Here is a 17175-nt window from a genome sequence, read left to right as displayed (position 1 = left end):
TCCGAGCCGCTGCTCTCGCCTCGGGAGGATCTACTCCGGCACCCACATGGCCATCTCGTTGCCGCCGGGCTCGCGGAAGTGGAAGCGGCGGCCACCGGGGAAGGAGAACGGTTCGAGGGTCACCACGCCGCCGGCCGCCTCTACCCGACCGCGGGCCTCGGCCAGGTCGGCCACCCGGATCACCATCAGCGGCGCCGGGGACTGCTCGTCGTCGTCGCCCTGGACGCCCACGTCGATACCGCCCCCGGACAGGTCCGTGTAGGAGGAGCCGTACACCGTGGGCGTCCACCCGCAGACGGTCTCGAGGAAATCAGAGGTGGCCGCCATCGAGGTGCTGGGGAATTCGACCAGGGTGATCTCGAGCGGAGTGGACGCCGAGGGAGTGGACGCTGTGGGGGTCTGATCCTGCATGCAGAGAAGAATACGGGCCCCCGCCCTGCCCGCCGTGCCCCCGACGAATTCTTGTCGTCCTCACTGCGGCGATCGCGATCGATCGCCGCAGTGGGCACGACCAAGTCGGCCGTGGGTTCGTTGGGAATCCCCGCAGGGGTCAGCGGCGGGCGGCATCCCAGCCTGCGAGCAGCTCGGCGGCTGCCCGTCGCGGGTCGGGCGCCGCCATCACCGCCGACACCACGCAGGCCCCGTCCAGTGCGGTTCCCGCCAGCAGGTCGACGTTCCCGGACGCGACCCCGCCGATGCCCACCGCAGGCACCCCGGCCAGGTGAGCTGCCCGGGCGATGCGGTCCGCACCGCGCGGGCCGAGCGCAGCCGCGGTGTCGGTCTTGGTGGGGGTCGACCACACCGGGCTCACCCCGATCACGTCCGGTGCCGGCGCTGGGCCGGCGAGCGCGGCCTCGAGCTGCGCATCCGACTCGATCGACAACCCCACCATGAGTCCGTCCGGTAGTGCGGCGCGGGCCCGCGCGAACGGCACGTCCCGCTGCCCGATGTGCAGGTGCAGACCCAGCGCCCGCGCCACGTCCAGACGGTCGTTGACGAACACCGGGACGACGCGGCCCACCTCGGCCCCGGCCAGGCGGGCGGCGTCGGCCACGGCTGCGGCCCGGGAGGCGAACTCGTCGTCGTCGCACTCCTTGTCCCGCACCTGCACGGCTCCCGCGCCGCCGAGCACCGCCTCGTACACGATTCCCGGCACCGCATCCGGGCCGCCGCCGAGCTGCGGATCGGTGACCAGGTACAACCGCCAGTCGACCGCGCCCGTCGGGCCGGGAGGCCTGCCCGGACCCCCCGGCCCGCGGGCCGGGGACGTCACGGCGAGGCGTCGAGGAGCGCGACCGAGTCGGCGATCTCCTCGGCTGTGAGCGTGTACAGCGCGTCGAGCCACGCCACCGCGAACAGGCCCGGCCCCGCGGCGACCCGCCCGGCAGCCGTCCCCGCCGCCCCGACGTGCGCGTGGGCGGCCACCACCGCGTGGTGATCGGGGATGCCGGCGGCCCGCGCCGCACCGAGGTAGGCGGCCGTCATCGCCCCGAGTGCGCAGCCGGTGCCGATCACCTTCTGCAGCAGGGGATGGCCGGAGGTGACCCAGGTGGCGAGCGTCGACCCGCCGGTGTTGGTGACGACGATGTCCTGCGGTCCCGTCACCGCCACGATCCCGCCGGTGCGCTCGGAGAGCGACAGCGCCGGGGCCAACGCCACGGCGACATCGTGGGTCGAGTCCACACCCCGGCCACCCGCTCCGGCACCGGCGAGCGCGACGATCTCGGAGGCGTTGGCCCGGATCGCCGCGGGGCCGTGGTCGAGCCAGCCCGTGGCCAGCCCGGTGCGCAGCGTGAGACCGCCCACCGCCACCGGATCGAGCACCCACGGGGTGCCGTGCTCCCGCGCCGCGGCGATCGCGGCGTGCATGCCCTCCACCTGCTCGCCGGTGGGGTTACCGACGTTGACCAGTACCCCGGACGCGATCGCGGCGAACTCGCCGGCCTCGTCGGGGTGGTCGACCATCGCGGGCGCGGCACCGGCGGCCAGCAACACGTCGGCGGTGATCTGCCGGACCACAGAGTTGGTCAGGCAGTGCACCAGCGGTCCGGTCTCGCGCATCACCGAGACCAGGTGGGCGACGTCGACAGAACTGGAACCTGAGCTGGCACCGGGGCCGGGAGCAGACATACCCCCAGTGTGCCGCCCCTGGACTGGGCGAGGCGGAATAGGCCCCGCGACGCCGGGGTTGGACCCGTCATGACCCCCTCCCCGCTGCCGCTGTCCGTGATCGACTTCGCCTCCGTCCACCCCGGCCAGTCCGTCGGCGAGGCGCTGCAGGACTCGGTGAGGTTGGCGCAGAAGGCGGAGGAACTCGACTACGAGCGGGTCTGGTACTCCGAGCACCACAACATGGGGTCCATCGCGTCCTCGGCTCCGGCGGTGCTCATGGCGCACATCGCCTCGCAGACCGAGCGGATCCGGCTGGGTTCCGGTGGGGTGATGCTCCCCAACCACTCGCCGATAGTGATCGCCGAGCAGTTCGGCACATTGGCAGAGCTGCACCCGGGCCGCATCGACCTGGGTCTCGGCCGCGCCCCCGGCACCGACCCGCAGACCATCCGCGCACTGCGCCGCGAGCCGTCTGCCGCCGAGCACTTCCCCGACGACGTCCGCGAACTCCAGGCGTTCCTGGGCGACTCGCCGTCCGACCTCGCCCGCACCCGTGGGATCACCGCGACGCCGGGACGGGGCACCAGGGTCCCCCTCTACATCCTGGGTTCCTCGCTGTTCGGCGCCCAGCTCGCGGCCGCGTTCGGGTTGCCGTACGCATTCGCCTCGCACTTCGCGCCCGATGCGCTCGAGCAGGCCTCGGCGGTGTACCGCGACCGCTTCGAACCCAGTGAGCAGCTCGCCGAGCCGTACATGATCGCCGCGGTCAACGTCGTGGCCGACGACGACACCGATCGCGCCGCCCGCGAGCTCCAGCACTACCGGCGTCAGCGCGTCAAGCTGATGGCCGGGCGCGGGCGGCACTTCACCGACGAGGAGCTGGACATGGTGATGGAGTCGGCCGCCGGTCGTCAGATCCTCCACATGATCAGTTGCACCGCCGTCGGGGACGGCCCCACGGTGCGCGGTTATCTGCAGGATTTCGCCGAGCGCGCGGGCGCGGACGAGCTGATGATCGCCCCCGTCGGGTCGACCCGGGAGCGGGTGCACGGTTCGTTGGAGGTGCTGCGGCGGGCCTGGAGTGACTGAAGTCGCCACGGGCGAGTGCCGTTGGTCACGAATGGCCCGCGCTTTCCTACCGCCCGGTAGCCGTAGGCTCCAGGCGGGCCTAAACTTGAATTATGGCCATTTCTGATGTAGGCGAGTATGCGCACCTTTCTCCCGAGCAGATCGACGAGTTGGGGCGGGAACTCGACGCGATCAGGGCTGACATCATCGCCTCGCGCGGGGAGCGGGATTACCAGTACATCCACAACGTGATCCGGCTTCAACGCGGCATCGAACTGGGCGCCCGCGCGGTCCTGTACCTCGGTGCGCGCAACCGCACGGCCTGGGTCCTCGGAACGGGCGCGCTCGCTGTCGCCAAGATTCTCGAGAACATGGAGATCGGGCACAACGTCCTGCACGGTCAGTGGGACTGGATGAACGATCCGGAGATCCACTCGACCACGTGGGAATGGGACCTGGTCGGCAGCTCCGCGGACTGGAAGCACACCCACAACTACCTGCACCACAAGTTCACGAACATCGTGGGTCTGGACGACGACGTGGGGTTCGGCGTCCTGCGGGTCACGCGGGACGTGCCGTGGGAGCCGAGGTACTCCGCGAACCTCCTGGTCAACACCATGTTGATGCTGGGTTTCGAGTGGGGTATCGGGCTGCAGGACGTGCGGTTCCAGGACGCGTTCCCGGGTTCCGGCGCCAGTCCCGCCGACAGGCGCACCGCCAAGGCCTTCCTGCGGAAGGCGGGCCAGCAGGTCCTCAAGGACTACGTCCTGTTCCCCGTGCTCGCCGGGCCGGCGGGTCGTCAGGCGTTCACCGCCTCCGTCACTGCGAACATCATCCGCAACATCTGGACCAACGCGGTGATCTTCTGCGGTCACTTCCCGGACGGGGCGGAGAAGTTCACCGCCAAGGACGTGAAGAACGAGACCCAGGCCGAGTGGTACCTGCGGCAGATGCTCGGCAGCGCCAACCTCGACGGCGGACCGGTCATGAACCTGATGTCCGGCAATCTGTCGTTCCAGATCGAGCACCACATGTTCCCCGACCTGCCGTCCAACCGGTACTCGGAGATCTCGCTGCGGGTCCGCGAACTGTGCGAGCGCTACGACCTGCCGTATGTGAGCGGGCCACTGTGGAAGCAGTACCTGCAGTCGTGGCGGACCATCGCCAGGCTCTCGCTGCCCGATCGGTTCCTGCACCGGACAGCCGACGACGCGGCGGAGACACGCAGCGAGAAGATGTTCGACCGGTTGCCGCCGATGCCGGGTCTGGCGTCCGCCCTGGCCGCGTTCCGGCAGAAGGGGCGCGCCCAACTGGTCCACTGACCGCTTTGGCAGACTGGCCGGCATGTCGCTGACGAGCATGCTGGAGGCCGCCGCGCGCGGGGGGACCGTCGAGATCGTGGACGGCTGGACCCAGGGCCGGGCGATCTACGGCGGTCTCACCGGCGCGCTCCTGCTCGCCTCGATCAAGGGGCGGTTGCGGGAGATCGCCGGGGACGGGACCGGAGTCGCGGCTCCACATCCATTGCGGTCGTTCACCGTGTCGTTCATCGGACCCGCCACCACCGGTCCCGTGGAGGTGCGGGCCGAGGTGCTGCGGGTCGGGAAGAACGTGACACAGTGCCAGGCCACGCTGCGTCAGGACGGCGCGCTCGTCGCCACCGCCCTGGCTGCCTTCGGCAAGCACCGCGAGTCCACCATCTCGGTGGCCCCCCGGCACCCGATGCCGGAGCTGCCGGATCCGGAGAGCATCGAGCCGTTCCCGTACATCGAGAAGATGACCCCGGAGTTCTACCGGTTCCTGGCGCTCCGGCAGGTCGGGGGCGCACTACCGTTCACCGGGGCCGAGACGGGTGACCTCTCGGGCTGGGCGCAACTTCGCGAGGCCCCCGAGGAGTTCGGCGAGGAGCACCTGCTGGTGCTGGCGGACGCGTGGCCGCCGGCGACCATCCAGATGCTCTCCGGTTTCGCGCCGGCCAGCAGCCTGACCTGGACCCTCGAACTGGTGGCGGAGGTCGGTCCCGGCACCATACCGGCCGACGCGCTCTTCGCCTACGAGGCCACCACCGACGCCTCACGCGACGGATACGCCCACACCCACGCCATGCTCTGGCGACCGGACGGGGCGCTGACGGCGATCAGCCGCCAGACCATCACCGTGTTCGGGTGAGGTCGGGCGGCTGATCGGCCGGCGGCTGAACGTCGCCGGGTGGTGGTCCGGCCGTGGCCGGGTGCTGGTCCGGACTCAGCCGGCCGCGCGGCTCGCCTTGCGGCGCTCGCCGCCACGGGGCTGGCCCGCACTCTGGGCGATCGTGTGGCTGGCGCCGGAACGCTGCCCGCCCGACCCCTGGCCACCGGAGCGCTGGCCGCCCGAGCCCTGGCCACCGGACCCCTGCCGGGCCGAACCCTGGGCGCCGCCGGCCTGGGGCCGGCGGGTTCGACGACGGGCGCCGCCGGAGCCGGACGGCTGCTGATCGCGATCTCCGCGCTCGGACCCGCCCCCGGCCGGTCGCCCCTGGCCGCGAGAATTCTGGTCGTCCCGGCCCTGACCCTGACGGGTCTGACCCTGACCGCCCTGGCCCTGACCGCCCTGGGCCCGGCCCTGGCGCTGCCGGTTCTGGCTCTGGCGGTTGCGTCCCTGGCTCGGACGATCCGATGGGCCGTCGCCCCCGGGGACGAAGGCGGGGGCCTCCGGGGCGTCGGCGAGCGCGGCGGCGACGTCGGCGCCCACGGGGAGTACGAACTCTCCCGCCGAGACCCCGGCCGCCCTGAGCAGTGAGCGCACCTCACGGACCTGGTCGGAGGTGGCGACGGTGATCACGGTGCCCACGGCGCCCGCTCGCGCTGTGCGGCCCGAGCGGTGCACGTAGGCCTTGTGCTCGGCCGGCGGGTCGGCGTGGACGACCAGTCCGACATCATCGACGTGGATGCCGCGCGCCGCGATGTCGGTGGCCACGAGCACGCTCGCGCTTCCGGAGGAGAACGCGTCGAGGTTGCGGATGCGCGCGTTCTGCGACAGGTTGCCGTGCAGGTCCACGCTCGTCACCCCGCGGCCGGTGAGCTGCTTGGCCAGACGCTTGGCGCCGTGCTTGGTACGGGTGAACATGACGGTGCGCTCGGTCACTCCGGCGAGGTCCGCGAGCGCGCGGACGCGGTCGTCGGAGTCCACGGTCATGACGTGGTGCGCGGTGGGGCCGGCGGTGGCGGAGCCGTCGTCGACGGAGTGCACGACCGGCTCGCGCAGGAACTTCTTGACCAGCGTGTCGACACCCTGGTCGAGGGTGGCGGAGAACAGCAGTCGCTGCGCGCCCTTCGGCGTGGCGGCCAGGATCCGGGTGACTCCGGGCAGGAAGCCCAGGTCGGCCATGTGATCGGCCTCGTCGAGCACGGTGACCTCGATCGAGTCCATCCGGCAGTGCTTCTGTCCCATGAGGTCCTCGAGCCGGCCCGGGCAGGCCACCACGATGTCGACTCCGCGGTCGAGCGCGGAGACCTGGCGGCCCTGCGAGACGCCACCGAAGATCACGGTGGTGCTCAGACCCATAGCCCGGGCGAGGGGAGCCAGCGTCTCCTCGATCTGGCGGGCGAGCTCCCGGGTGGGCGCCAGGATCAGGCCGCGCGGTGAGTTGCGGGTGCGTCGACCGCCGGCCGGCGTCGACGCCGCGAGGCGGGTCACCAGCGGGAGGCAGAACGCGTAGGTCTTGCCGGAGCCCGTGCGGCCGCGGCCCAGGACGTCGCGCCCGGACAGGGCGTCAGGCAGCGTGGCCGACTGGATGGGGGTGGGGGTGACGATGTCGGCGGCCGTGAGGACGTCGAGCAGCGAGGAACTGACGCCGAGATCGGCGAAGGTACGTGACAAGGGAGGAAACTCCGTAAATAGATGGGGCGTCTTGCCCGGCGCGCTCCTGGGCTATCGCGTCGCCAGAGGCGACACGCCCGGTGCGCGACCACGGGGAGGTCGACAACCGATGCGACCCGAGGCAAGAGTGGTGCGGGCCGATCAGGCCACTCTACGCCCCGAGTGGTCCAAACCCCACACAGTCCGGACAAGTGTGACGAGGGCATCACGAACACCCCGGGGATGGCACGATGTTGACCGTGCCATTCGACCTGTCCCTGTTGCGACGCCCGGAGCTGGGCTCGGTGCTGCTCGGACGGGAGACGGAGTCGGCCCGGCTCAGGACCATGCGCGTGCGGGTCCTGCTGCTCCTGACGCTGCTGGCCTCCAACCTCGTCGGCGTGGCCGTCGCCGCGGTGCTGATCCTCTTCGTGCTGCCGGGGCCCACCCTTCCGTCACGGGAGTTCCTGGTCCCCACCGTCATCGTCGTCCCGGGGTATGTGTTCCTCGCGACGGTCGTCGGGACGGTCTGGGTGCGGGGCGCGGTCTACCGGCGTGTCCGGTGGTTCCTCGACGGTCGCGAACCCACGCCCCGCGAGCGGGTCGGGACCCTCCGGCTGCCCGGCCGGATGACGCTGATCCAGGCTTTTCTGTGGCTGCTGGGCGCGGCCGTGGTCACGCCCGCCTTCGGGGTGATCGACCCGGAGGCGATCCCCTCGGTCGGGTTCACGATCGTCTTCTCCGGCATGGTCGTCTGCGGTGTGGCGTTCCTCTTCGCGGACTTCGGCCTGCGTCCCGTAGCCGCGGTCGCCCTGGCCAGTGGCACGGCTCCGCGCGCGAGGTTCCTGGGAGCGATGACGCGCCTGCGGGTGGCGTGGGCTGTCGGCAGCGGGGTCCCGATCGCGGGTCTGATCATCGTGGCGATCTACACGTTGGCGGGCCGCGCCCTGTCGTTGGAACGCCTCGCCGTCATCGTGCTCGTGCTCGGCGCCACCTCGCTCCTCGCCGGATTTCTCCTCATCTCCCTGGCGACGGGTTCGGTCCTCGGGCCGTTGCGCAGTCTCCGCTGGGCGATGGAGGACATCGCCGACGGGGAGCTGGACCGACGCGTGGTGGTCTATGACGGCACCGAGCTGGGCGAGCTCCAGCGTGGCTTCAACCGGATGGCCGCCGGTCTGCAGGAACGCGAACGACTACGCGACCTGTTCGGCCGTCACGTCGGCAGGGAGGTGGCGGAGGCCGCCGAGGAGCGGGACCCCGAGCTGGGCGGCGCCGACTCGCGCGTCGGCGTGGTCTTCGTCGACATCATCGGATCGACGCAGATGGCGGTCCGGTCCGAGGCGTCGGAGGTGGTGGACGTCCTCAACCGGTTCTTCCGCGTGGTGGTGGAGACGGTCGAGGAGTACGACGGCGTCGTGGACAGCTTCCTCGGCGACGCCGCACTGGTGGTGTTCGGCGCACCCCGGGCCCTCGACGATCCCGCCTCGGCGGCGCTGGCCTGCGCCCGCGCCCTGGGCGAGAGACTGCCGGACCGGGTCCCGGGGTGCCGGGCCGGGATCGGTGCGTCCTATGGCGACGTGGTGGCCGGATACGTGGGCGCGGACGACCGGTTCGAGTACACGGTGATCGGCGACGCGGTCAACGAGGCGGCCCGGTTGTGCGAGCTCGCCAAGGATCGCCCCGGACTACTCCTGGCCTCCGGCGCCGCCGTCGCCTCGGCGGGAGGCCCCGAGAGCGAGCGGTGGGACCGGGTCGGCTCCGAGGTGGTGCGGGGGAGGTCGGAACCCACGGAGCTGTGTGTCCCGGCACCCGAGCCTCGTGACTGACTGCGTTGCCCGACCGGCGCGGCATCCGACCGACCCCGTACCCGACCTGACTCAGCGCAGAGCGATGTCCGTGCCACCGAGCGCCACCTCGAGGCCCTCGGGAACCACCCGGGCGCCGGTGATCGCGACGCCGTCGGGAAGAGACGCGACGGTCGAGTCGACGGTCCCGGTGATTCCGGAGAACAGTCCGTCCGGCAGCGGGAACCCGAGCAGGGCCGTCTCCTGCGGGGTGAGGGTGAGCTGGTCCCCGGTGACGCCCGGGAGCACCCCGATCTCGGCGATGCCACCGATGTCCGCGCGGAGCAGGCCCGCCTGCGGGTCGGGTCGCACCGATCGGACCTCGGTGAGCCCCTCCACGGGGGAGTCCGAGGCGGGGTTGCCCTCGGCGGCGGCCGCGGCGAGCTGGTCGCCGCTGAGGGTGGCGGTCCCGTTCGCGGTCGCGGCCAGGATCGCCCCGTCCACCCACCGGACCGTGTGCCCCGTCACGTCGATCCGGGGCACGGTGGCGTCACCGGGAGAGGTGAGACGGACGCTGTCGACGGCCCGGGAGGTGGCCAGATCCCAGAGGACCGGTTGCGTCCCGAACTCGACCGACACCGGGGCCCCGAGCCGGGCCGAGGCCTCCCGCTCGGCTCGGTCGGACAGATACCACCGGGCCCCGAACTCGGCGGCCGCCACGAGTCCGATGAGCAGGAGCAGCAGTAGGACCAGCGAGCAGCCACACCCGCCCCGTCGGTTGCGGCGTCCACGTCGGTCGATCGGTTCTCTGCGTCGCATCCTCGTATGGTGCCGGACCGAGGGGTATGGAGCCACCGGCGGTCCGGTTGCGGTGAGACGGGGTCCGGCCCCACGATCATCATCATGACTGAGATCCAGGACGCCGTTACTGACAGCAGCACCGTCGCCTTCCTCGTCGCTGGGGAGGGGATCGAGCGGGTCGAGCTCACCGAACCGTGGGACGCCGTGACCGGCGCCGGTCACACCGCACTCCTGGTGAGTACGGAGGACGGCGAGGTCGGTCTCGTCGACCATCTGACCCCGGCGGGGACCCAGGCCGTGGACCGAACCTCCGCGGACATCTCCGCGGCCGACATCGACGTGCTGGTCCTGCCGGGAGGGGTCGCCAATCCCGACGCCCTGCGCGGGGACCAGCACGCGCTGACCCTCGTCCGCGAGATGGTCGAGGCCGGCAAGCCCGTCCTGGCGATCTGCCACGCGCCCTGGGTGCTGATCGAGGCGGACGTCGTCCGCGGGCGCCGGGTCACCTCCTTCCCGAGCCTGCGTACGGACCTGATCAACGCCGGCGCCGACTGGGTGGACGAGGAGCTGGTGAGCGACGACGGCGTGTTCACCAGCCGCAACCCGGGCGATCTCCCGGCGTTCTGCGAGGCACTACTCGGCGCGGTCCGCGGAGCGGAATAGGCCGGCGGAGCGGAATAGGCCGACGGGCCGAGGGGGCACCGTGATCGGCGTCTACGTCCACCACCGGGGGCGCGGCCATCTGCACCGGGCCCTACCGGTGATGGGCGCCCTGCGGGAGCGGGGTCACGACGTCACGATGCTCGTCTCGGGACGAATCGACGACTCGCTGGTCCCGGCGGGGACGCGCGTCGTCCATCTCCCCCCGGTGGCCGAGGGGAGCGAGACCCCCGAGGGGCTCACCCTCGGCGCCCGTCGCGCGGCGGTGGCGTGGATGGACCGGGCCCGACCTCGCGCGTTCTGGGTCGACTCCTCGCCCGCGATGTCGTTGGCCGCCCGGATGACCGGCATCCCGATGATCAGTACCCTTCCGCCCGGGGTGCGGGTGGACGAGCCCCATCTCCTGCGGGTGCGGGCCGCGCAGCGGCTGATCGGGGCCTGGCCGCCGGGTGTGCACCAGGCCACGGTGCGACGGACGGAGAGCCCGGTCGCGGAGATCGGTGGGGTATCGCGGTTCGAGCGGCGCGTCCGCGAGCCGCAGGATCGTCGTCGACCCAGGGTGGTCCATCTCAACGGCTCCGGAACGGGCGGTGACCACCGCTTCTGGCGCGCGGTCCGCACCACGGCGTGCGATCTCGGGGTGGCCGAGTGGCTCGAGGTGGGCGGCCCGGACGGTGCGTGGCATCCGGACCCCTGGGCGGAGCTGTGCTCGGCAGACGTAGTGGTCACCGGAGCGGGGCAGGCGTCGATCGCCGACGCCGCCTGCGCTGATGTCCCCCTGGTGGTCGTCCCGGGTCGGCGGCCCTACGGGGAACAGGACGCGACCGCGGAGGCGTTGGACTCGATCCCCGGCGTCACGGTGCTGAGATACGGCGACGGGCCGACCGCCGTCGGCCGAGCAGTGCGTCGGCAGGTGGACCGCGTCCGGGACGGGGAGTCCGGCGGGATCCGCGCGTGGTGGGGTGTGGACGGTGCCGCGGCGCGGGCCGCCGAGGTGATCCGGGCTGCGACGACGACGAGTTTCAGTAGCTGAAAAGTCGGCCTCAGGCGAGAATTGCCGAACTTTAACCCTCCGGCAGATTTTGCCGAAAAGGCAAGTGCCAGTGAGCTCTTGGGGTGATTAGGTGAGGCTTGGCTGGCCAATCTTCGTTTGACCTCTCCGTGTCAGCTGACAGGATTGGCTCAACCGCGTTCTGAACATCCAGGGCTCATGGCAGGGCACTTCAGTCCCGCGGGAAGGAGATGCCGTGCCCCGATACAGAAACCTCGAACCGACGGCGGACTTCTGGTCATGGCGTGACGATGCAGCGTGCATCGGCCACGAGGACCTGTTCTACAGCGCGGAGGAAGAATCTAAAGGGGAGCGCCGCCGCAAGGAAGAGGAAGCCAAGACCGTCTGCGCGGTCTGCCCCGTCTTCGACGCCTGTAGGCGGTTCGCCCTCGAGTCGAAGGAACTGTACGGCGTCTGGGGTGGGACGACGGAGTCCGAACGTCACGCGTTGGCGGGTCGCCACCGCACCGGCTGATCCGGTCCGGCCCTCATGGACCATTCCCTCGGTGATCGTCGATCGGGGTCGCCTCGTGGCCCGGCCGGCCCTTCGTCCGGTTGCGCTCCTTGACTTCCGCCTCCTGGACGTGCCGGCGGCCGCCCGTGACCTCATCGCGGACCGCGTGGCTCACCTCGCGCGTGGTGGTCCAGAACCCGTCGTCGAACTCCTCCACCATCTGGAACGTCCAGCGGCCGTGCAGGACGTTCAGTCCCACCACCTCTGTCCGGATCCTTTCCGCGAGATCGGCGTGCCCGGTCTCGCGGAGCTGGTCCGCGGCCTTCTGGTAGAGCAGGTCTGCGCGCCCGATCAACTGGTGCAGGTCGTAGAGGCGACCCCGGGCCCGCTCGATGTACTCCTGCGCTTCGGCCACGGTGCCGACGGCCTCGACCTCGGCGTCCGTCACGCCGGGTGGCCGCCGGTGGGCCTCGTCCACGCTCGGTGTGGACGGGGCCCCCGGTCGCGGCCCGGCCGGGGGCCGGCTACCTGCGTCGGTGCCGGTACCGGTCACGATCGGAACCCGTCACGACCGGAAGACGCCTCGATCAAGACGCCCCTGTGAGTCGCCCGATTTGCTCCGGCCGGTGGTGGCGCAGGGCGGTGACCAGGCCCGAACGGGGGCCGTTGTGGTCCTCGTACTTCTTGGGCTCGCCCGCGAACATCTTCTCCGACCTGGTCTCCGGCGCATCGTCCGGGGTTCCCTTGAGGAAGCGGTCGGGCAGCGAGAGTTTGGCGATCGTGCGCCATGACTGCCAGTACTGCTTGTACAGCGGGCCGGTCGTGTAGGGCAGATCCCATCGCTTGCAGACGTCCTGGATCTTCTCGGAGAGCTCCATGTAGCGGTTGGACGGGATCGTGGGGAACAGGTGGTGCTCGATCTGGAACGACAGGTTGCCCGACATGAAGTGGGTGAGCTTGCTGCCGGTGAAGTTGGCCGACCCGAGCATCTGACGCAGGTACCACTGGGCCTGGGTCTCCTGCTCGAGATCCTCGAGGGTGAACTTGTCGGCTCCGTCGGGGAAGTGACCGCAGAAGATCACCGCGTTGGACCACAGGTTCCGGATCACGTTGGCCGTGGCGTTGGCCGCCATCGTGGACTTCCAGTTGGGGCCCGAGAGCAACGGGAACCACACGTAGTCCTTGCCCACCTGGCGGCGAGCCTTGCGCACGAACTGGCCGATCCGGCGCTTCTGCTCCGGCCACCCTGAGGCGTTGATGGTCCCCGGTGCGATCTCGAGGTGCTGGACCCCCACGCCCCACTGGAACAGCAGCGCCAATGCCGTGTTCCACACGATGTTCAACGAGTACGCCGGATGCCACGGCTGGTCGCGCGTCACGCGGACGACGCCGTACCCGACGTCGTCGTCCATGCCGATGATGTTGGTGTACTTGTGGTGGTGGTAGTTGTGGGTGGCCTTCCAGTGCTCGGAGGTGCCGACGATGTCCCACTCCCAGGTGCTGGAGTGGATGACCGGGTCGTTCATCCAGTCCCACTGCCCGTGCATCACGTTGTGCCCGAGTTCCATGTTCTCGATGATCTTGCCGGCGGCCAGCATCCCCGTGCCCACCACCCAGGCCGGGCGGTACCCGGAGAACAGGAGCACGACGCGCGCGCCGGCCACGAGACCGCGCTGGAGCCTGATGGTGTCCTGGACGTACCGGCGGTCGGCGTCACCGAGTGACTCGACGACCTCCTGGCGTATTGCGTCCAGTTCCTCGCCGATGGCTTCCACGTCCTCAGCGGAGAGATGGGCGTATTCCTTCACATCTGATATCGCCATGTAAAGAAGGTACGGAGGGATCCACCGGATGTCGACCGGAACGAAGTTCGGCAATGTTGATCTTCACGTAACTCTCAGGCGCATATGATGCAGGGATGGCACTCGTCGAGATCACAGGCGTGAACAAGCACTTCGGGGACTTCCAGGCGCTCAAGGACGTCACCATGTCCATCGATCAGGGCGAGGTAATCGTGGTGATCGGTCCGTCGGGTTCGGGCAAGTCGACACTGTGCCGCACCATCAACAGGCTCGAGACCTTCGAATCCGGGTCGATCACGATCGACGGCAAGGAGCTGCCCGAGGAGGGCAAGGAGCTCGCCCGGCTCCGCGCGGACGTCGGCATGGTGTTCCAGTCGTTCAACCTGTTCGCGCACAAGACCATCCTCGAGAACGTGACGCTCGGGCCCATCAAGGTGCGCAGGCAGTCCAAGTCCGAGGCTGAGAAGCGGGCTATGGAGCTGCTCGAGCGTGTGGGCGTGGAGCACCAGGCCTCCAAGTACCCGGCCCAGCTCTCGGGTGGACAGCAGCAACGCGTCGCGATCGCCCGGTCCCTGGCGATGGACCCGAAGGTCATGTTGTTCGACGAGCCCACCTCGGCCCTGGACCCGGAGATGATCAACGAGGTCCTCGACGTGATGACCGGTCTGGCCAAGTCGGGGATGACCATGGTCGTGGTGACCCACGAGATGGGATTCGCCCGCAAGGCCGCCGATCGCGTCATCTTCATGGCCGACGGCGAGCTGGTCGAGCAGGCCACCCCCGAGGAGTTCTTCACCAACCCGCAGAGTGCGCGCGCCAAGGACTTCCTCTCCAAGATCCTGACCAACTGAGTCGGACCCACCAGCAGCATCACCCACCCATCCCACGAGGAGTACACATGAACATCCGACGGATCGGATCGGCCGCAGCGGCCGTCACCCTGGCACTCGGCCTGGCCGCCTGCGGAAGCGACGACGGCGGCGACGGGGACCAGCTCAGGGTCGGCATCAAGTTCGACCAGCCGGGCCTCGGACTGAAGGAGGGCAACGAGTACACCGGATTCGACGTCGACGTGGCCACCTACGTGGCCGAGCAGCTCGGTACCCCCGCCGAGGACATCGAGTGGGTCCAGGCGCCCAGTGCCCAGCGCGAGACCCTCCTGGAGACGGGGCAGGTGGACATGATCGTGGCCACCTACTCGATCACGGACTCCCGCAAGGAAAAGGTCGACTTCGCCGGACCGTACTTCATCGCAGGCCAGGATCTGCTGGTCCGTCAGGACGACGACAGCATCACCGGGCCCGAGTCGCTCGACGGCAAGCGCCTCTGCTCGGTCACCGGGTCGACCTCGGCCCAGAACGTCAAGGAGGAGGTCCCGGGCGTCAACCTGCAGGAGTTCGGTACCTACTCCGAGTGCGTCTCGGCGCTGGTGTCCAACGCGGTCGACGCTCTCACCACCGACGACACGATCCTCGCGGGCTACGCCGCGCAGGACCAGTACCAGGGCCAGCTCAAGGTGGTCGGCGCGCCCTTCTCCGAGGAGCTCTACGGCATCGGGATCCAGAAGGGCGACACGGAGAAGTGTGAGCAGATCAACGAGGCCATCCGCGAGATGATCTCCGACGGCAGCTGGGAGACCGCGGTCGAGGAGAACCTCGGCAAGGCCGGCTTCACACCGGGCGAGGGCAACCCGCCCAACCCCGAGGCGTGCGCCTGATCTGGTCACACACTGACCTGGTCACGCACTGACCTGGTCACACATTGACCGGGTCACGTACTGACCTGATCGACGACAGCCTCCGCGTCACCGGTCACCGGTGGCGCGGAGGTTCCCGACACCACATCACGGAAGGTCGACCATGGGCGATATCTTCGCCGACTATGACGTCCTGGGGGCGGTGTGGGTCACCATCCAGCTCTCGCTGCTCGGGATCATCGGCGCCATGGTGCTGGGGACGATCATCGCGGTCCTCAGGGTCTCGCCGGTGGCGGTACTCCGGGGACTCGGAACCTCGTACGTCAACATCTTCCGGAACCTGCCGTTGACGCTGCTGATGGTGTTCAGCATCCTGGGCCTGTCCTTCATCCTCGGGCTGTCCGTCTCGGACGACTTCGCCCGCAACGCGTTCTGGTGGGCCGCGATCATGCTCGCCGTCTACCACGCCGCGTACGTCTGCGAGGCCCTGCGCTCCGGCGTCAACACCGTTCCGGTGGGGCAGGCCGAGGCTGCCCGGTCCATCGGGCTCGGCTTCGGTCAGTCCCTGCGCGAGGTGATCCTCCCGCAGGCGTTCCGTGGCTCGATCGCCCCCCTCGGCTCGGTCGTCATCGCGCTCATCAAGAACTCGACGGTCGCCGCGGTCATCGGCGTGGGCGACTCGGCAGGCCTGCTCCAGGTGATCACGGAGAACGAGGGCGCGAGTCTGCCGACCTTCTTCTTCTTCGCCATGGTGTTCGTGGTCCTCACCCTCCCGATAGGGCTCTGGACCACCTCCCTCTCACGGAAGTTGTCGGTGAAGCGATGAGCACCCAGGCCGTCCTGTTCGACGCCCCGGGCCCGAAGGCCCGGCTCCGCCACAGGATCTTCACTGTGATCGGCGCGCTGATCGCCGTCGGTATCGCCTACGTGGTCTACGTCCAGTTCGAGGCCGCCGGCCAGCTGCAGGCGTTCATGTGGGAGCCGTTCGTCACCGACCCCGCGGTGTGGACGTCGTACCTCATCCCCGGTCTCAAGGGAACGTTCACCGCGGCAGCGGTCTCGATCGTCCTCGCGGTGATCTTCGGGCTGCTCTTCGGCATGGGCCGGCTCTCGCCGTTCGCCCCGCTACGGTGGTTCTGCAGTGTGATCGTGGAGTTCTTCCGCTCCGTCCCCGTGCTGCTGATGATGGTGTTCGCCTATTTCGGCTACTTCGCCACCGCGAACATCGTGCCCAACGAGCACGCGCCGCTGGCCGCGGTGGTCACCGCGCTCACCCTCTACAACGGGGCGGTCATCGCGGAGCTCGTCCGCTCAGGCGTCCACGGTCTGCCCTCGGGGCAGTCCGAGGCGGGACTCGCCGTGGGGCTCACCCCCGGGCAGGTGCTGCGGTCGATCCAGCTCCCCCAGGCGCTCACGGCCATGCTCCCGGCTCTCGTCGGCCAACTCGTCGTCGTCCTCAAGGACTCGGCCCTGGGGTACGGGATCACCTATCTGGAGCTGCTCAACTGGTCCAAGACCCTGGGCTCGGCGTACGCCAACACCGTTCCCGCGTACATCGTTGCCGGCATCCTGTTCGTGATCATCAACTACGCCCTCACCAAGCTCGCGGTGTACCTCGAGGGTCGGCTGAAGGCGCGCCGCGCGTAGTCCTGGCCCCCGCGCCACCGGGCCCCCTCCGTCGCATCCGCTCCGTGGCATCCGCTCCCGCGCCTGTACACCTGCGGGACAGCCTGTACACCTGCGGGACAAACGCCCGTCGCGATGAACACACGCCTGCACCGCTCGTTCTCTGCCAGCCTGATCGTGAGACAGGTTGGTGCAGTGCGCGGGGATCGGAGTTTGGACGATGATGACTACGCCGATAGGTATTACTGCGACGGGCAGGCGGACGTTTTCGGTCGCGTTCCGTC

General features: G+C 69.7%; 18 protein-coding genes. 11 read left to right on the top strand and 7 right to left on the bottom strand.

Annotated features, from left to right (window positions below; genetic code table 11):
- Positions 1–30 precede the first annotated feature (30 nt).
- From NJE57_RS15300 to thiM, 3 genes are all read right to left on the bottom strand, one after another.
- Positions 31–411: a VOC family protein gene (locus NJE57_RS15300; RefSeq protein WP_319029379.1), complete on the bottom strand. Its 381-nt coding sequence runs from the start codon at positions 409–411 to the stop codon at positions 31–33.
- A gap of 139 nt (positions 412–550) precedes the next feature.
- The gene (thiE, locus tag NJE57_RS15295) at positions 551–1273 is read right to left on the bottom strand and encodes a thiamine phosphate synthase (RefSeq protein WP_319029378.1); all 723 of its coding nucleotides are present in this window, start codon (positions 1271–1273) and stop codon (positions 551–553) included.
- Positions 1270–2130 carry a hydroxyethylthiazole kinase gene (gene thiM, locus NJE57_RS15290; RefSeq protein WP_319029377.1) on the bottom strand — a complete coding sequence of 287 codons (861 nt, stop codon included), beginning with the start codon at positions 2128–2130 and terminating at the stop codon, positions 1270–1272. The genes thiE and thiM overlap by 4 nt, the downstream gene beginning before the upstream one ends.
- A gap of 69 nt (positions 2131–2199) precedes the next feature.
- On the opposite strand from thiM, the gene NJE57_RS15285 reads away from it, so the two are divergent.
- The 3 genes from NJE57_RS15285 to NJE57_RS15275 all read left to right on the top strand — a co-directional run bounded on the left by NJE57_RS15285 (position 2200) and on the right by NJE57_RS15275 (position 5349).
- Complete coding sequence (locus tag NJE57_RS15285; protein ID WP_319029376.1) at positions 2200–3201, top strand: LLM class flavin-dependent oxidoreductase; 1002 nt, start codon at positions 2200–2202, stop codon at positions 3199–3201.
- A gap of 92 nt (positions 3202–3293) precedes the next feature.
- Positions 3294–4502, top strand: coding sequence for an acyl-CoA desaturase (locus NJE57_RS15280; protein WP_319029375.1), 1209 nt, complete (start codon positions 3294–3296; stop codon positions 4500–4502).
- A gap of 22 nt (positions 4503–4524) precedes the next feature.
- On the top strand, positions 4525–5349 hold the full coding sequence (locus NJE57_RS15275) for a thioesterase family protein (RefSeq protein ID WP_319029374.1): 825 nt from the start codon (positions 4525–4527) through the stop codon (positions 5347–5349).
- 75 nt (positions 5350–5424) lie between these two features.
- On the opposite strand, the gene NJE57_RS15270 is transcribed toward NJE57_RS15275, so the two are convergent.
- On the bottom strand, positions 5425–7038 hold the full coding sequence (locus NJE57_RS15270) for a DEAD/DEAH box helicase (RefSeq protein ID WP_319029373.1): 1614 nt from the start codon (positions 7036–7038) through the stop codon (positions 5425–5427).
- A 230-nt stretch (positions 7039–7268) separates the two neighbouring features.
- Here NJE57_RS15270 and NJE57_RS15265 point away from each other — a divergent pair, with 230 nt between their 5' ends.
- Positions 7269–8843, top strand: a complete 1575-nt coding sequence (locus NJE57_RS15265) for an adenylate/guanylate cyclase domain-containing protein (RefSeq protein ID WP_319029372.1) — start codon at positions 7269–7271, stop codon at positions 8841–8843.
- Between the two features lie 51 nt (positions 8844–8894).
- Here the strand turns inward: NJE57_RS15265 and NJE57_RS15260 are convergent, their stop codons facing one another.
- Entirely contained in the window at positions 8895–9620 is a 726-nt protein-coding gene (locus NJE57_RS15260; RefSeq protein ID WP_319029371.1) for an LmeA family phospholipid-binding protein, read from the bottom strand.
- 84 nt (positions 9621–9704) lie between these two features.
- On the opposite strand from NJE57_RS15260, the gene NJE57_RS15255 reads away from it, so the two are divergent.
- The 3 genes from NJE57_RS15255 (at position 9705) to NJE57_RS15245 (ending at position 11788) form a co-directional block, all read left to right on the top strand.
- Positions 9705–10265 carry a type 1 glutamine amidotransferase domain-containing protein gene (locus NJE57_RS15255; protein ID WP_319029370.1) on the top strand — a complete coding sequence of 187 codons (561 nt, stop codon included), beginning with the start codon at positions 9705–9707 and terminating at the stop codon, positions 10263–10265.
- 40 nt (positions 10266–10305) lie between these two features.
- Positions 10306–11295, top strand: coding sequence for a hypothetical protein (locus NJE57_RS15250; protein WP_319029369.1), 990 nt, complete (start codon positions 10306–10308; stop codon positions 11293–11295).
- 214 nt (positions 11296–11509) lie between these two features.
- Positions 11510–11788 carry a WhiB family transcriptional regulator gene (locus NJE57_RS15245; RefSeq protein WP_319029368.1) on the top strand — a complete coding sequence of 93 codons (279 nt, stop codon included), beginning with the start codon at positions 11510–11512 and terminating at the stop codon, positions 11786–11788.
- A 13-nt stretch (positions 11789–11801) separates the two neighbouring features.
- On the opposite strand, the gene NJE57_RS15240 is transcribed toward NJE57_RS15245, so the two are convergent.
- Together NJE57_RS15240 and NJE57_RS15235 are read right to left on the bottom strand one after the other, a co-directional pair.
- Positions 11802–12245, bottom strand: a complete 444-nt coding sequence (locus NJE57_RS15240; RefSeq protein ID WP_319029367.1) for a hypothetical protein — start codon at positions 12243–12245, stop codon at positions 11802–11804.
- 109 nt (positions 12246–12354) lie between these two features.
- A complete protein-coding gene (locus NJE57_RS15235) occupies positions 12355–13590 on the bottom strand; it encodes a fatty acid desaturase (RefSeq protein ID WP_319029366.1) in 1236 nt (411 codons plus the stop codon).
- Positions 13591–13685: 95 nt separating this feature from the next.
- Here NJE57_RS15235 and NJE57_RS15230 point away from each other — a divergent pair, with 95 nt between their 5' ends.
- The 4 genes from NJE57_RS15230 (at position 13686) to NJE57_RS15215 (ending at position 16912) form a co-directional block, all read left to right on the top strand.
- Complete coding sequence (locus NJE57_RS15230; RefSeq protein WP_319029365.1) at positions 13686–14420, top strand: amino acid ABC transporter ATP-binding protein; 735 nt, start codon at positions 13686–13688, stop codon at positions 14418–14420.
- 47 nt (positions 14421–14467) lie between these two features.
- A complete protein-coding gene (locus NJE57_RS15225; RefSeq protein WP_319029364.1) occupies positions 14468–15286 on the top strand; it encodes a glutamate ABC transporter substrate-binding protein in 819 nt (272 codons plus the stop codon).
- Positions 15287–15428: 142 nt separating this feature from the next.
- A complete protein-coding gene (locus NJE57_RS15220) occupies positions 15429–16091 on the top strand; it encodes an amino acid ABC transporter permease (protein ID WP_319029363.1) in 663 nt (220 codons plus the stop codon).
- Positions 16088–16912: an amino acid ABC transporter permease gene (locus NJE57_RS15215; RefSeq protein ID WP_319029362.1), complete on the top strand. Its 825-nt coding sequence runs from the start codon at positions 16088–16090 to the stop codon at positions 16910–16912. The genes NJE57_RS15220 and NJE57_RS15215 overlap by 4 nt, the downstream gene beginning before the upstream one ends.
- Positions 16913–17175: the final 263 nt, after the last annotated feature.

It is taken from the genome of Dietzia sp. PP-33, from assembly GCF_033790845.1.
In the GTDB taxonomy this organism is placed as follows: Bacteria; Actinomycetota; Actinomycetes; order Mycobacteriales; family Mycobacteriaceae; genus Dietzia.
The sequence above is the reverse complement of the archived record's forward strand: the minus strand, read 5'-3'. Positions and strand labels throughout refer to the sequence as shown.

Coding starts and splice junctions, on each gene's coding strand:
- NJE57_RS15220 (WP_319029363.1), top strand. CDS start 15,429: ATGGGCGATATCTTCGCCGACTATGACGTCCTGGGGGCGGTGTGGGTC.
- NJE57_RS15215 (WP_319029362.1), top strand. CDS start 16,088: ATGAGCACCCAGGCCGTCCTGTTCGACGCCCCGGGCCCGAAGGCCCGG.
- thiM (WP_319029377.1), bottom strand. CDS start 2,130: ATGTCTGCTCCCGGCCCCGGTGCCAGCTCAGGTTCCAGTTCTGTCGAC.
- NJE57_RS15255 (WP_319029370.1), top strand. CDS start 9,705: ATGACTGAGATCCAGGACGCCGTTACTGACAGCAGCACCGTCGCCTTC.
- NJE57_RS15265 (WP_319029372.1), top strand. CDS start 7,269: ATGTTGACCGTGCCATTCGACCTGTCCCTGTTGCGACGCCCGGAGCTG.
- NJE57_RS15280 (WP_319029375.1), top strand. CDS start 3,294: ATGGCCATTTCTGATGTAGGCGAGTATGCGCACCTTTCTCCCGAGCAG.
- NJE57_RS15235 (WP_319029366.1), bottom strand. CDS start 13,590: ATGGCGATATCAGATGTGAAGGAATACGCCCATCTCTCCGCTGAGGAC.
- NJE57_RS15225 (WP_319029364.1), top strand. CDS start 14,468: ATGAACATCCGACGGATCGGATCGGCCGCAGCGGCCGTCACCCTGGCA.
- NJE57_RS15275 (WP_319029374.1), top strand. CDS start 4,525: ATGTCGCTGACGAGCATGCTGGAGGCCGCCGCGCGCGGGGGGACCGTC.
- NJE57_RS15230 (WP_319029365.1), top strand. CDS start 13,686: ATGGCACTCGTCGAGATCACAGGCGTGAACAAGCACTTCGGGGACTTC.
- NJE57_RS15260 (WP_319029371.1), bottom strand. CDS start 9,620: ATGCGACGCAGAGAACCGATCGACCGACGTGGACGCCGCAACCGACGG.
- NJE57_RS15285 (WP_319029376.1), top strand. CDS start 2,200: ATGACCCCCTCCCCGCTGCCGCTGTCCGTGATCGACTTCGCCTCCGTC.
- NJE57_RS15300 (WP_319029379.1), bottom strand. CDS start 411: ATGCAGGATCAGACCCCCACAGCGTCCACTCCCTCGGCGTCCACTCCG.